Below are 15,393 nucleotides of genomic sequence, written 5' to 3' on the forward strand. Positions count from 1 at the left end.
GCGTGTGTCATCAGTGGAGGAACTGGACCATGGACGTGCCCGCCGTCGATCCTCACCCTGCGCCGGACCGCACCGTCCTCCGCGGCCACATACCCCAGCACCTGACGACGCGGGCGTCCCGCCCCGTGGTCGTCGTCAAGTTCGGCGGCCACGCCATGGTGGACGCCGATCTGCAACGGTCCTTCGCACAGGACGTGGTGGAGATGTGGCGCGCCGGCCTGCGTCCCGTCGTCGTACACGGCGGCGGACCGCAGATCAACGCGATGCTGGACCGCCTCAGCCTCGGGACCCGCTTCGAGGCGGGCCTGCGGGTGACCACTCCGGAGACCATGGAGGTGGTGCGCATGGTGCTCACCGGCGGGGTCCAGCGAGATCTGGTGGGTCACATCAACGCGCACGGGCCGTTCGCCGTCGGAATGACGGGGGAGGACGCGCACACCATGACCGCGGTCCGACGGCAGGCCTGGGTCGACGGCAGGCCCGTGGACATCGGTCTCGTCGGCGACGTCGTGGACGTGAACCCCGGCATGCTGCGCATACTCCTGGAGCAGGGGCACATTCCGGTGGTCTCTCCCGTGGCACGCGGAGAGGACGGGCAGGTCTACAACGTCAACGCCGATCTCGCGGCGTCGGCCCTGGCGGTGGCCCTGGACGCCGATCGGCTGGTGATGCTCACGGACGTGGAAGGGCTCTACGCGGACTGGCCGAGCAGCACCGATGTGATCGAACGCGTGACCGCCGACGCACTGCACAAGCTGCTGCCGGGGCTGGCGAGCGGGATGCTGCCCAAGATGGAAGGGTGCCTGCGCGCCGTTCGCGGCGGCGTGCCCAGGGCTCATGTGCTCGACGGCCGCGTGCCGCACGCGGTGCTGCGCGGAGCCCTCGACGAGAACAGCCCGGGGACCACCGTGGTGCCCGACAGCGCCGAGGAGTTCGTGTCAGCAAGTGAGCGCGAGCACAAGGGCGTTGCGCCGGGGATCCAGTGACTGCACCCACTGCCGGGGGGCGGGGCGCGCGGCCGCGGGGGTGAACCCGTACCGCAGGAACAGGCCGCCGTCACCGGTCGTCGCCGTGAAGAGGGCCCCGAGCGACCGGGCGCGCGCCCGGGCCAGTGCGGCGCGCAGGAGCCCCGCTCCCACTCCGTATCCCTGCCGGTGGCCGGCCACGCAGAAGTTGTACAGAACACCGGCGGGCCCCCGGCCTTCCCCCGCCTCGGCCGGGTACACCCGCAGCCCCACACAGCCTTCGAGGGAACCCCCCGGGCCCTCGGCCACGAGGAAGTCGGCGGCCCGGGCGGCGTAGAGCGCGAGGGGACGCTCGCGCAGCGCCCCCGAGCGCACGAACGGCCGGGCCAGGCCGGCGAGTGCGGCCGCGTCCTCCTCACGGGCGGGGCGCAGCCGGAGCGCCGTCGCACGCGGCTCGTGGGGCAGCGGGGCGGATCGCGGCGTGACCGTGATCAAGACTTGTCCTTCCCTCGGTTCCGGACAGGCGACGGCTCGTCGCCGCATCACTCCATCCGTGACGGTTCAGGATGGAGGAGAAGACCATGATTAGGTTAGGCTCACCTAATCATCACGATCTCATTCTTTCAACTTCCCTCTTCCAAGGAGGCGTTCGTGTCCTCAAGGGCCCTCAGCAGCTGCCCGGCGAGCCGGCCATGAGTGAATCCACGCCCTTCGCCGCGTTCGGGCTGCCCGGCGCGCCCGGTACCGACGTGTTCTGGGCGGCGGCGCGGGCACCCTCCTCGGTGCCCGCCGACGACGGCGGCTGGGTGACGTTGTTCCTGTGGCGCGGGTCGCCCGCGACCATCGACTTCGAGAGCTGGTCGAAGCCCGTGCCGCTGAGCCGGTGGGGCGGCACCGACTGCTGGTACGCCGAGGTCCGCATGCCTGAACGGCTGCGGGTGACCTACCGGTTCCTCGCGGACGAGGTGGCGTACGCCGACCCGTTCAACCCGGTCGGCGCGGGTCTTGACCGGTCCATCGTCGCGACCCCGGACGCCCCGCACCAACCGCACTGGCCGGCCGTCGGTGCAGACGACGTGCTGCCCCTCCCGGACACCAGGTTCCGCTGGGCCGGCGGGCGGCTCGGCGGGCGGCGCACCGTACGGGTCCATCCGGTGGGCGGCGGCGGGCCGGTGGTCCTGCTGCTCGACGGCGACGACTGGCTGTATCTCCACCCGGCCGTGACCGCGTTCGACGCGGCGTTCGCAGCCGGCGAGATGCCCGCTGTCACCCTCGTCTTCCTGCCGTCCAAGGACCGGCCGGCCGAGTTCGCCTGCAGGCCTGAGCTGTGGGAGGCGGTACGGGACGAACTGCCCGCGCTGGTCGCGGAGTCCGGCGTAACCGCCGACTGGGACCGGCTGGTGGTCGCCGGGCAGAGCCTCGGCGGGCTGAGCGCGATGTACGCGGCACTGGAGTTCCCCGCTCTGGTGTCCCGTGTCGCCTGCCAGTCCCCGTCGTTCTGGTGGGCCCCCGGAGCCATGGACCGGACGGACCTCGTGGACGGGCCGGTCGGCGGGGCCGTCGCCGTACGGCTGCGGGAGCGTCCCGACCTGTCCGGGCTGCGGGTCGCGTTCGACGTGGGGGAACACGAGGCGCGGATGCTCCCCCACTGCGAGCTCGCCGAGAAGCTGACCGAGCGGGCCGGGGCGACCGTGCGCGTCTCACGGTCGGCGGCGGGCCATGACCGGGCGGGCTGGCGGCACGCCCTGCTCAGGGACGTCGCCTGGGCGCTCGCCCGGTAGCGGTCATCGCGCCACGGCCCGGCAGTAGTCCTCGTCGGAGGCGAGGAGACGGCGGTGCGTGTCGTCGGCCGTGACGACGCCGTCGTCCACGACGAGGACTCGGTCGGCGGCGTCCAGCAGGGCGGGGCTGCTGGTGATCACGACGGTGGTGCGGCCCTTGCGCAGTTTCGCGATGTTACGCGCGATCAGCTGTTCGGTGACCGCGTCGACCGCGGTCGTCGGGTCGTGCAGCACCAGGACGTCGGAGTCGGCGGCGAGGGCGCGGGCCAGCGACAGACGCTGGCGCTGCCCCCCGGAGAGGTTCGCGCCGCGGTCACGTACCCCGTGGTCGAGCCCTTCCCGGTGCAGGGCGACGACATCGGTCAGGAGCGAGGCCTCCACGGCCTCGGGGACCATGCGGCTGGTGCCGGACGGGTCGATGTTCGTACGGAGGCTGCCCGCGAAGATCTCGCCGTCGTACGGGTTCACCAGCATGTGCTCACGCAGTGCCTCGATCGACAGCTCCGCGATCTCCCGCCCGCTGACCCGCACCACTCCCCCGTACGCCTGGGGCGGGACGTTCGCCGCCAGGACCGAGGCGAGATCGGCCGCCGCGCGCGGCTGGTAGGGGGCGATCGCCACGAACTCCCCGGCACGCACCCGGAACGTGAGCTCCTGCAGGGACCCGTACCGTACGCCGTCGATCTCCAGGTCTCCGCCGGCGGCGGGAGTGTCCTGCCCCGGGGCCGTCACCGGCGGCGCGGCCAGCACCAGGGCCATCCGTTCGGCCGAGGCGCGCGCCATCATCACGTACTTGGGCATCTCCGAGAACATCTTGAGCGGTTCCATGATGAACTGCGCCAGCCCCACGGCCATGACGAGCTCCCCGATGGTGATGCGGCCCCCGTAGGCCAGCCAGCCCGCCGTGAGGGTCACGGCCGCGGCGAGGACCGCGTTGAGTGCCAGCGCGACGCCCGCGTACACGCCGTTCACCTTGGCGACGGTGATGGCCTGGCGCCTCGCCTCCGTGCTGACCTTGCGGTAGGAGAGGAACGCCGCCTGGTTGCCGCCGAAGCCGTGCAGCGGGCGCAGGCCGGTGATCAGGTCGGCGACCTTGGCACCCGCCCTCGCCACCCGGGCCTGCTGTTCGCGGGTGCTGGCGCCGATCCTTCTGGACATCACGCTCAGCACGGACAGGATCGCGACGGTCCCGACGACCACCAGGAGACCGAGCCGGAGGTCGGCCAGGCCCAGCGCGACCGACGCGACCACCACCGCGACCAGCGAACTGACCAGCAGGGGCACCACCTCGACGATGTCCGCGGTCTGGTCGGCGTCCTCGGTGGCGATGGTCAGCACCTCGCCGGACTTCAGGCCGACGTCCCGGGGCACCGGCTGGAGTCCGCAGGCCGCGACCCGCACCCGCCAGTGGTGTGCCTCGGTGGTGTTGGCCTTCTGCAGGACACGCATCCCGAACCGCCACGACAGCGAGACGGTCGTGATGATCACGGCCAGCGCGGCGATGGACAGGCCGAGCGAGCCGAGGCTCCGGTCCCGCATCGTGTGTTCGACGATCAGGCCGAGCGCGATGGGGAAGGCGGTCTCACCCGCCTGGTAGAGGCCCATGAGGACGGTGCCCCGGACCACCGCGCCGGCGTTGCGGCGCAGGGCGGTCCGGAGGATGCCGGCGCCGGGGCGGGGCCGCTGCACGTCAGGTGTTGTCATCAAGGTGGCGCGCTATCGCTTCCGGGGTTCGAAGGGTGAGCAGATCACGGATCGTGACCACAGGACCGTACTCCCGGCGGAGCAGCCCGACGAGGCGCACCGCCAGCATGGAATGGCCGCCGAGGGAGACGAAGTCGCTGACCGCGCTCACCTCGTCGTCGTCGAGGTCCAGCGCCTCGGCGAAGAACTCGCAGACCGTCGTCTCGGTCTCCGTCTCCGGGGCGCGCTCGGCTCCCGTGGTCAGCACGCCGAGCGGCCTGGCCTCCGGGAGCGCCTTGGTGTCGGCCTTCCCGTTGACTGTCAGCGGGATGGCGTCGACCTGGGCGTAGTGCGTGGGGCGCAGGAAGTCCGGCAGTCCGGCACCCACCTCGGCGGCGACCTCCGCCAGGCCGGAGCCGCTCAGCACCAGGTAGGCGGCCAGCCTGTGGGCACCGTCGACCTGTGGGTCGGGCTGGGCGACCGCGGCGGCGAACTTCACCGCCGGGTGCGCAGCGAACGCGGCCTCGACCTCGCCGAGTTCGACCCGGTGGCCCCGGATCTTCACCTGCTGGTCGGTGCGGCCGAGGTACATCAGGTTCCCGTCGGGCCGCCGGACCACCAGGTCCCCGGTGCGGTACATGCGCTCGCCCGGTCCGTCGAACGGGCACGCGACGAACCGGTCCGCGGTCTGGGCGCTCTGCCCGAGATAGCCGCGCGCGATGCCGATGCCCGAGACGTACAGCTCACCGGGTACTCCGTCCGGCACCGGCCGCAGCCACGGGTCCAGCACGTACACGCCGGTGTTGTCGATCGCCACGCCCACCACCGGGTCCTGGCATTCGAAGGTGCCGACGCCGAGGGTGTTGATCGTGTACTCGGTGGGTCCGTACAGGTTGTACCCGGCCGTCCCCTCGGTCTCCGCGAGCCGCTGCCACAGCGTCGGGGTGACGGCCTCCCCGCCCAGCAGCACGAGCGCGGGGCGCCGTCCGGGGTCGTCGAGCAGGCCCTCGGCGACCAGCTGCTGCGCATACGTCGGGGTCACGTTGACGACGTCGATGCCGTGTTCGGCGCAGTACTCGACCAGCCGCGGTGCGTCGCGGCGCAGTTCCTCGTCGCAGACGTGCACCTCGTGGCCGTCGGCGAGCCACAGCAGCTCTTCCCAGGACATGTCGAACGCGAACGACACGGTGTGCGCGATCCGGAAGGTCCGGTGGCCGTGTTCCGCGAGGACCGGTTCGAAGATGCGGCGCTGATGGTTGATCAGCATGTTGGTGAGCCCGGCGTACTCGGTCACCACGCCCTTGGGCTTCCCGGTCGACCCGGAGGTGTAGATCGTGTACGCGGGGTGGCGCAGGCGGTCCGGGGCGTCCGGGGCGAACGTCGTGAACGGCTCCGCGTCGGGCAGGGGACGGTCGAGTTCGATCAGCTCGCCGGTGAGCCGTGGTGACACGGCGCTCACGGTGAGGATCACGTCCGGGCGTGCGGCGTCGATGATCGTGGCGATGCGCTCGTCCGGGTGGTCCAGCTCCAGCGGCACGTAGGCGGCACCGGTCCGCAGTACGGCGAACAGGGCCACGATCGAGTCGAGGGAGCGCGGGATCGCGAGACCGACGGTCGTCTCCGGGCCGATACCGCGTCCGACGAGCACACCGGCCACCGCACGGCTCCGGTCGCGGAGTCGGGCGAAGGTCATGGTCGCGCCCTGGGCGACGAGGGCGATCCGCTGCGGGTCCTGGCCGGCAGCCAGGTCGAACCGGTCGACGACGGTGTCCGTGCCGACGTCGGTGCGCTCGACGGGCTCGGGTTCCGGGCCGAGGCCGCGCAGCGCCCCGAGCGGTCCGGTCGACCGGGCCAGCCGGTCGAGCACGCTCAGGTAGTCGTCGACGAGGCGGCGGGCCTTGCCGGTGTCGTCGTCGCGGTACTCCAGCTTGACCGTGAGACGGTCACCGGGGGTGACGACCCAGGTGAACGGATAGTGCGTCGAGTCGTCGGCCTTCACCTCCGCGATGCCGTGCCTGGCGTTCATCGCGGCGAACGCGTCCATGTCCAGGAAGTTCTGGAGCACGAACAGGTTGTCGAAGAGCCCCTCGTGCCCACTGGCCCGCTGGATCTCGCCGAGCCCCAGGTGCTCGTGCTCCATGGCCTCGACCCTGGCCGCCTGGACGGCCGCGAGGTACTCCTGGGCCGTGTCGTGGGGCCGGGCCCGCGTCCACATGGGGACGGTGTTGAGGAGGACGCCGACGATGCCGGACAGCCCGTCGCCCTCCCGGCCGGAGACGGTCACGCCGAAGACCGCGTCGCTGCGGCCGGTGTGTGCGCCCAGCAGGAGGCCGAAGGCACCGGTGAGCACCGTGTTCAGTGTGACGCCGTGCGCCTTGGCGGTCTCCCGGAGGAGGTCCGACTGCTCGGGCGACAGGGTGTGGACGAGTGCGCGTGGCAGACCGTCGGTGAGGGACGGCTGCGGGCCGGCGAGGAACGTCGGGCCCGTGAGGCCCGCGAGGTGCTCCGCCCAGAAGCGCTCCGACACCGCGGAGTCTCTCAGGCCGAGGGCCCGGGCGTACTCCTCGAAGCTCGGTGTGGCGGGGACCGCGGCCGGGGTCTCCCCCGCCAGGACCGCCTCGTAGGCGTCGAACAGGTCCCGGAGCAGGATCTCGCGGGACCAGCCGTCCCACAGCAGCAGGTGGTAGCTGAGCAGCAGGCCGTCGCGTCCGTCGGGCAGACGCAGGACGGTCATCCGGATCAACGGCGGATCGTCCAGGTCGAACCCCGTGTCGCGGTCACGGGCGCGCAGGGTGTCGGCCTCCGCGTCCGTCAGCAGTTCGACCGTACGGACGTCGACCCGCCGGCCCGCCGAGAGGACCTGGACCGGGCTTCCGTCCTGGTCGGTGGTGAAGCCGGCGCCCACGGCGGGGTGCCGTGCCAGGACGTACGCCATGGCCTCGGACAGCGCGTCGGTGTCCAGGCGCCGGTCGAAGCCGAAGTAGCTCTGTGCGACGTAGTGTCCGGCCGGCCCGGCCATCTGGGCCTGGAAGAACAGGCCCCGTTGGAGCGGGGTGACCGGTGCGGTGCGCTCGGCCGCGGCGGAGGCGTCCGCGAGGCGTTCCAGCGCGTCGAGCCAGTGCCCGGTCACCTCGTCGGGAACACCGTCGGCGAGGGTGAACGCGGCGTGCAGGCTTCCGGTGGCCTCGTCGGTCCAGGCGTTGACCTCGACGGCGTACGGGCTGCCCTGGTCCTGTCCGGTGATGTGCAGGGCCTGGGACTCGCTCCCCCGGCCGAGGTAGTTGAACAGCACCTGGGGGCGGGCCGTCAGCAGGGGCGCCGTCTGCGGGTCGAGGTACCGGAGCCTGCCGTAGGCGACGTGCCCGCTCTCGTCGGGCTGGCGTTCGGCGACCTCGCGTGCCGCTGCCACGGGGTCGGTGTGGGCGGAGAGCCGCACGGGTGCGATGGAGGTGAACCAGCCAACCGTACGGGTGTAGTCGTGGTGGTCCAGGGCCGGTACCCGGCCGTGCCGTTCCAGCTCGACGGCGAGATCGGTGGGTGACGGCTGTACGTGGGTCAGCGCGGTCCGGAGCGCGCCGCACAGCAGCTCGGTCAGGCCGATGCCGAGCGCGGCGGGCGCGGTGCGGGTCAGCCGGTCGCTCACTTCGGGCGCGAGCACGACGGTGGTCTCGCGGAGTCCCTCGATCGCGGGCAGCAGCGCGGGCGCCCCGAGCGTGCTGATCCAGTGGCCGAGGCCGTCGGTGACCTGGGCGGACCGCGAGGTCAGGGCTTCGGCGTACTCGGCGTAGGACGTGGTCGGCGGGGGGAGCTCGGCCCCGCTCATGACGGTGGCCAGGTCGTCCAGGAGGACCAGCCAGGACACGGCGTCGACGGCGAGGTGGTGGACGGTGACCACCAGCGTGCGGCTCGGCTCCAGCCACGAGAACGCGATGACCTCGCCGGACCCGGGGTCGAGCCGCCCGGCGGCCTCGTTCGCCGCCGCCGTCGCGTCGGCGGTGTCCGTCCGCACCACGGTGACCGCGCGGGCGGGCTCGGTGCGCAGCGACCACACCCCGTGCTCCACCTGGAGCCGGAGGCGGAGCACCGGATGTGCTGCGACGACCGCGTTCGCGGCGGCCTCGACGTCCGCGAACGTGCTGTCTTCGGCCACCGCCAGCGTCCTGGCCTGGGCGAACCGGGCGAGCGAGCCGCCCAGTTCCCGCTGGCGCAGGATGACCGGCGTGGGTGTCAGCGGACCGTCCTCGCGGAGGGCGGGCGCCGGTGCGACTGCCTGGGGCCTACGCGATCCGAGGTGCTCGGCGAGCGCGCGCGGGGTCCTGAACAGGAACACGTCCCGTGGCGCGATCGACAGGCCGAGCGCCCGGGCCCGGTTGATCAGGGTGATGGCGACGATGCTGTCGCCCCCGGCCATGAAGAAGTCGGTGTCGCCGCCGACGGCCGGGGAGCCGGGCAGCGTCCCGGCGAAGATCTCGACCAGGGTGGCGAGCACGGGCCCACTCGCGGTGGCCTGAGGAACGGCCTGGGCGGAGGCCTGGGCGGCGCGCTCGGTCAGGGCCTTGCGGTCCAGCTTGCCGTTGACCGTCAGCGGCAGGGCGTCGGTGCGGAGCACCTGGCCCGGCACCATGTGCACGGGCAGCTTCGCGGACAGGAGGCCGGCGAGGTCCTCCGGTGCCCGGCCCACCACGTGCGCGACCAGATGGTCGCCGCTGTCGGCCACGGTGACGGCCACATCGGTCACGCCGTCGAGTTCCCTGACGGCGGACTCCACCTCGCCGAGCTCGATACGGAACCCCTTGAGCTGCACCTGGTCGTCGGCGCGCCCCGCGAACTCCAGCTCACCGTCGAGCGTCCGGCGGGCGAGGTCGCCCGTGTGGTACATGCGGGAGCCGTCGCCCGCGAACGGGTTCGCCACGAACCGGCCCGCCGTGAGCCCCGGCCTGCCCAGGTAGCCGAGCGACACCTGGTCGCCGGCGACGTAGATGGCGCCCACCCTGCCCGGCGGCACGTGCCTGAGCCGGTCGTCGAGCAGATAGGTGGCCAGCCCGGGGATCGGGCCGCCGATCGGGCTGACGTCGCCGTCGAAGTCCTCGTCGGTGAGCACCCGGTGGGTGACGTGGACGGTGGTCTCGGTGATGCCGTACATGTTGACCAGCTCGGGTGAGCGGGTGCCGTGCCGCTCCACCCAGCCGCGCAGGCGTGCGGGGTCCAGCGCCTCTCCCCCGAAGATGATCCGGCGCAGCGCGGGAAGTGGCCCGGCCGCGTGCAGGTCGGCTTCGACGAACCGGTAGAAGGCGGAGGGGGTCTGGTTGAGCACGGTCACTCCGCGCTCGCGGACCAGCCGGTGGAAGTCCACCGGGGAGCGGGTCAACGCGTACTCCGGTACGAGGAGTTCGCCGCCATGCGCCAGCGCGCCCCACAGCTCCCAGACGGCGAAGTCGAAGGAGTAGGAGTGGAACTGGACCCACACGTCCTGCGGGCCGAAGTCCATGTCGGCCCGGGTGTTCCCGAGCAGTGTCACCACGCTGGAGTGCGGGACGACGACACCCTTGGGCCTGCCGGTCGATCCGGATGTGTAGATCACGTACGCGGGGTCGTGCCATCCGGGCGGGGCAGCGGCGGGCGCGGGGCCGTCCTCCTGCGGTAGCTCCTCCCCCAGCACGAGCAGGCGGGGCGGCACGCCCGTCCCACGGCTCAGCAGTCCGGTGAAGCGGTCCCGCTGTTCACGGTCGACGAGGACGACCTGCGGAGCGGCGTCGGCGAGGATGTACTCCAGCCGTTCGTCCGGGTAGGCCAGGTCCAGGGGTACGTACGCGCCGCCCGCGGTGACGATCGCGACCAGGGCGACGATCTGTTCCGGGGAACGCGGTACGGCGACGGCGACTCGCCTGCCGGGCCCGACCCCGGCCGCGCGCAGGGCCGAGGCCAGCGCGTCCTTCGCGCCGGCCAGTTCGGCGTACGTCAGGGACCTGGTTCCGCCGTCCAGTGCGCAGTGGGTGACGGCGGTGGCCTCCGGGTGCCGGTCCGCGGCGGCGTCGAACAGCCCGCCCAGGGTCGTCGGGGCGATGCATGCGGGGTGCCTGGCGTCGTCGGGCGCCAGGTCGCCGACGAGGGCGTCGGGCCGGGTGAGCAGGCCGGTGAGGGTACGGGTGAACGTGCCGAGGATCGCCCGGACGCTCGCCTCGCGCAGCAGTTCCCTGTCGTAGATCAGGTTGAAGCGGGGGGTGCCGGCGGGGGTCCGCTCCACGACCAGGGTCAGCGGGTAGTGGGGGGCTCCCTCGTTGACGATGCCGGTGACGGCCAGTTCGTCACCGGGCTGCCGCAGGGCAGCCACATCGGTCGCGACGTCGAAGACCACCAGGGTGTCGAACAGGGCGCCGCCGGTCCGGCGGCCGATCCTGGCCAGGGAGACATGCTGGTGTGCCAGCACCGCGCTCTGGTGTTCCCGCACCGAGGTGAGCAGGTCGCGGGCTGCCGTGTCACCGTCCCAACGGGCGCGCAGGGGGATCGTGTTGATGAACAGACCCACCATGTCCTCGATGCCGGGCACCTCCGCGTCGCGGCCGGACACCGTGGAACCGAAGACCACGTCGCTGCCCCGCAGGATGCCGCCCAGTGTCACGGCCCAGGCGCTGTGCACCGCCACGCTCAGGGGCACGCCCGCCGACCGTACGGCGGCGTCGATGTCGTCCTCGGACTCCACGGCGATGTCGGCGAACCGGTCGGAGGGGGTGTGCCCTTCGGCGACCAGGGAGGGGCCGGGCAGACCCTGGAGCTGTTCGCGCCAGACCCGGTCGCTCTCCTCGTCGTCGAACGCGGCGAGCCGGCGTACGTAGTCGGGGAAGCCGCCGAGCGGATAGCGGGCGCCCGGCGCGTGGTACTCGGCCAGCAGGGCGCGGAGCATCGGAGGTACCGACCAGCCGTCGGCGATGATGTGGTGGACGGTCTGCACCAGGACGTTCCTGCCGGAGCCCGCGCGGATCAGCGTGTATCGCATCAGCGGGCCGGTGGCCAGGTCGAATCCCGTGCGGCGGTCCCGTTCGGCGAGGTCGCGGATCTCGGCGTCGCTGATGCCGGGGCGGTCCAGCGTGGCGAAGGGCGCCTCCACCCCGCTCTCCAGTACGGAGACCACCCGGCCGTCGGCGAGGGCCACGAACCGGGCGGCCAGGTTCGGGTACAGGGTGAGCAGCCGGGTCGCCGCCGCCGCCACCCGGCGGGCGTCCACCTCGCCCTCCAGCGTGAGCAGTTGCTGCTCGACGTAGCTGCCCGCCGAGTCGTCGTCGAAGACCGAGTGGAAGTAGAGGCCTTCCTGCAACGGGGTCAGGGGGAGGATGTCCCGCAGCGCCGGACCGTCCAGGGCGTCTACGTCGGCCTGGGTGAGCGGCACCAGGGCGAAGTCGCCGGGAGAGTGGCCTCCCTCGTCGAGTGCGGCCAGCCCGGTCAGGGCCTCCCGCAGGTACGCGCCGATGGTGGCGGTGTCCTCGTCGGTGAACATCCCGTCGGGCCAGGAGAGTGTGGTGACCAGCTCGTACTCGCCGTGCGAAGCGGGTTCGGCGACCGCGTTGAACTCCAGGGCGCGCGGCAGGCGCATCCTCGGGTCGCGCTTCTCGCCCAACTGCCCCGTGGATCCGGCGAACTGCCAGTCACCGGAGGTGCCGGAGTCGAAGCGGCCCAGGTAGTTGAACAGCACCTGGGGGGCGGCCTGCGCATCGAGCCCGGGGCCGGTCAGATACCGCAGGACACCGTAGGGGAGGCCGTTGCCCGGCACCCGCGCGAGGTCGTCCTTGACCGCCTTGAGCGCGGCGGCCAGATACGCGGGGGTGGTGGGATCGGCCGCCGCGCCGGGGTCCACGACCACGGGGAACAGAGTGGTGAACCAGCCGACGGTCCGCGACAGTTCCGGTTCGAAGCCGGCGGTCTCCGCCACGAACCGCCCTTCGCGGCCGTGTCCTTCGAGCTCGATGTGCGCGAACGTCTGGTCCTGGCCGAGGTCGCGGCGCCACCGGGCGAGGGCGACGGCGAGCGCGGTCAGCAGTACGTCGTTGACGCCCGCGTGGAACCTCGCGGGTATCTCCCCCAGCAGCGCGGCCGTGGCGTCGGGGCCCACCGAGACGGTACGGCTCCGTTCCCGGGCGACGGTGTCGGCTCCGGTCAGCGGGCGCCTGCCCAGCGGTCCGTCCGCTCCCGGCAGAGGACGCTCGTGGAAGGCACGGTCCGAGGTGAACGCGGCACTCTCCAGCAGCTGTGTCCAGCGCCGGAACGAGGTTCCCACCGGGGGCAGTTCGACCGGCAGGCCGGATGTGAACCGCTGCCAGGCGGTGGCCAGGTCCTCCATCAGGATCCGCCAGGACACGCCGTCGACGACCACATGGTGGACGACCACGGCCAGCTGCCGTGCCTCACGGCGCCAGACGGCGCGCAGCATCACGCCGTGGTCCGGGTCGAGCCCCTCGGTGGCGAGCGCCACGCAGGCGTCGAGCGGCAGGCCGCTCTCCTCCCAGGCCACGACGGCTCCGTCCGCCTCCAGGATGTCGAAGCTCCAGCGCTCGCCGCGCACCAGCCGGGCGCGCAGCATGTCGTGCCGCCGCACCACGGCGGTGAGGACCGTGTCGAGGGCGTCGGCGGTGAGGTCCGCCGGGGTGTTGAGCACGACGGACTGCACGAAGCCGTCGATCGCGTCCGTCGTCCCGCCGAGCCACTGCACGATGGGCGATCCGACGACGGGTCCGGTGGCCTCGTCGTGGTGTTCGGCGGTGGAGACGTCCTCCCGGCTCACGACCGCGGCCAGCGCACCCACGACGCTGTGGGTGAAGATCTGCTGCGCCGTGACGTAGAGACCCGCGGCGCGCAGTGCGCTCAGGAGCGAGATCGCCAGGATGCTGTCTCCGCCGAGCCGGAAGAAGTCCTGGTCGACGCCGACCTCGTCGAGCCGCAGCACCGAAGCGACCGCCTCGCACACCAGGCGTTCGTTCTCGGTGGCGGGCGCCACGATCACTCCGGTCCCGATCACGGGCTCCGGCAGAGCGGCCCGGTCGACCTTGCCGTTCGCGGTGAGCGGGAACTCCTCCAGGACGACGACATGGGTGGGCACCATGTACTCCACCATGTGCTCTTCGGCCCACGTCTTGACCTCGTCGCCGCGCAACTCCTCGCTGCCGGCGGCCGGGATGACGTAACCGACCAGGTAGGTGCCGCCCGCCGTGTTCTTCTTCGCGACGACGCAGGTGTGGCGTACGGAGGGGTGTTCCGCGAGCCCCAGCTCGACGTCCTCGATCTCCAGCCGCATGCCGCGGATCTTGATCTGGTTGTCGGCACGGCCGAGGAAGTCCAGCGACCCGTCCGGGGCGAACCGCGCGAGGTCACCGGTGCGGTACAGCCGGGACCCGTCGGACGCGAAGGGGTTGGCGACGAAACGGGACGCGGTCAGGCCGGGCGCGTTGACGTATCCGCGTCCCAGCAGGAGCCCTCCGGCGTACAGCTCCCCGCCGACCCCGACCGGGACCGGGCGCAGCTCGTCGTCGAGGACGTAGAGCTGGGTGTTGGGGTTGGCCTTGCCGATGGATGTCGACAGGCGCTCGGCCGCGCCGCGGTAGATGACGTGCGAGACGCCGATCGTCGTCTCGGCGGGGCCGTAGCCGTGGTACATGGGGATGCCGAGCCGGGTGCGGAAGCGCTCGTACAGCTCCGGGGTGAGTACCTCGCCGCCGCACCACACATGCCGGAGGCTGTCCAGCCGCCCGGAGCCGCCCTCCATCTCCAGCAGCACGTCGAGCATGGACGACACCAGGTACGTGAAGGTGACGCGCTGTTCGGAGAGCACGCTCAGCAGATGGTGGGGGTCGCGTTCACCACCGGGCCGCAGGACCACGAGCCTGCCGCCGCGCACCAGGGGCAGGAAGATCTCGTTGATGGAGATGTCGAAGGACAGCGGTGCCTTGAAGAGTGACGCGTCGTCGTGGCCGAAGTTCAGGATCTCCCCGGACTGCCACAGGAGCCGCTCGCTGATCGCATCGTGCCGGATCATGGCGCCCTTGGGACGGCCGGTGGATCCGGACGTGAAGATGACGTACGCCAGTGCGGCTCCGGGGACGGAGACCTCGGGTCCCTCGGCGGGGTACGAACCGAAGCGCCAGGCTCCGAGACCGACCGCCACCGCCGGCGGTTCGCCCTCCCGGTGCTCGCCCCCCGCGTCGAGCTGGAGCACGACCCGGGCGTCCTCGATGACGACGGCCCGGCGCTCGGCCGGCCACTGCGGGTCGAGCGGCACGAAGGCGCACCCGGCCTGGAGCACGCCGAGCAGCCCGATCACCATGTCGGCCGAGCGGGGCAGCGAGATGCCGACGACCTGCTCGGCGGTGAGCCCGCGTTCGATCAGGTGGTGGGCCAGCTGGCCGGAGAGTTCGGCGGCCTCACGGTACGTCAGCGACCGGTGCTCGTCGACGATCGCGACGGCGTCCGGCCTGGTCCGTGCCTGCTCGCGGAACATCTCGACGACGGTCGGGCGGACCCGGTCGGCGGTGGTGTCGTTCCACTCGGTCAGGGCCTTGATTCTCGCCTCCGCGCCGACCGGGGCGATGGTCCCGACGGTCCGGTCCGGGAAGTCGGCCAGGTCGTCCAGCGCGAGCTGCGCGTCGGCGTGGGCGACGCCGGCCGGGGCGTGGATGCTCCGGCCGTCGGCGCCGACCTCCCAGCCGGCGGGTGCGGAACCGCCGTTGTCGACCCACCGGAGTACGTCGGCGAAGAGGGTGCCCGGGGTGAGATCGATGCCGTCGGGGCTGCGGCCCGTCGCCCAGTACGACAGGCCGATGGCGCAGGCCTCGGCGATGGTCCTGTCCGAGTAGTCACCGGTCCGCCTGCGTACGTCGTCCAGGCTCGCAGGGGAGAGCAGCACGGGGCGTGCTGTGGGTTCCGTCATCGGAGACTCGTCGTCCTTCCAGCGTATGAGAGTGGACCGACCTCAACTCAGG

General features: G+C 72.2%; 5 protein-coding genes. 2 read left to right on the plus strand and 3 right to left on the minus strand.

What is annotated here, in order from left to right; all coding sequences use genetic code 11:
• Window positions 1–29 precede the first annotated feature (29 nt).
• The gene (argB, locus tag ACIRD8_RS25240) at window positions 30–986 is read left to right on the plus strand and encodes an acetylglutamate kinase (protein WP_403995709.1); all 957 of its coding nucleotides are present in this window, start codon (window positions 30–32) and stop codon (window positions 984–986) included.
• On the opposite strand, the gene ACIRD8_RS25245 is transcribed toward argB, so the two are convergent.
• Window positions 939–1,460 carry a GNAT family N-acetyltransferase gene (locus tag ACIRD8_RS25245; protein WP_403995712.1) on the minus strand — a complete coding sequence of 174 codons (522 nt, stop codon included), beginning with the start codon at window positions 1,458–1,460 and terminating at the stop codon, window positions 939–941. The two genes, argB and ACIRD8_RS25245, sit on opposite strands and share 48 nt — an antisense overlap.
• 197 nt (window positions 1,461–1,657) lie before the next feature.
• On the opposite strand from ACIRD8_RS25245, the gene ACIRD8_RS25250 reads away from it, so the two are divergent.
• Window positions 1,658–2,746 (plus strand): alpha/beta hydrolase-fold protein, encoded by a 1,089-nt coding sequence (locus ACIRD8_RS25250; RefSeq protein ID WP_403995715.1) that lies wholly within the window; start codon window positions 1,658–1,660, stop codon window positions 2,744–2,746.
• Window positions 2,747–2,749: 3 nt separating this feature from the next.
• Here the strand turns inward: ACIRD8_RS25250 and ACIRD8_RS25255 are convergent, their stop codons facing one another.
• Together ACIRD8_RS25255 and ACIRD8_RS25260 are read right to left on the minus strand one after the other, a co-directional pair.
• Window positions 2,750–4,450, minus strand: coding sequence for an ABC transporter ATP-binding protein (locus tag ACIRD8_RS25255; RefSeq protein ID WP_403995943.1), 1,701 nt, complete (start codon window positions 4,448–4,450; stop codon window positions 2,750–2,752).
• Window positions 4,437–15,341, minus strand: coding sequence for an amino acid adenylation domain-containing protein (locus ACIRD8_RS25260; RefSeq protein WP_403995718.1), 10,905 nt, complete (start codon window positions 15,339–15,341; stop codon window positions 4,437–4,439). Before ACIRD8_RS25260 ends, ACIRD8_RS25255 begins: the two co-directional genes overlap by 14 nt.
• Between the last annotated feature and the right edge of the window lie 52 nt (window positions 15,342–15,393).

Source organism: Streptomyces sp. NPDC102451 (assembly GCF_044765485.1).
In the GTDB taxonomy this organism is placed as follows: domain Bacteria; phylum Actinomycetota; class Actinomycetes; order Streptomycetales; family Streptomycetaceae; genus Streptomyces.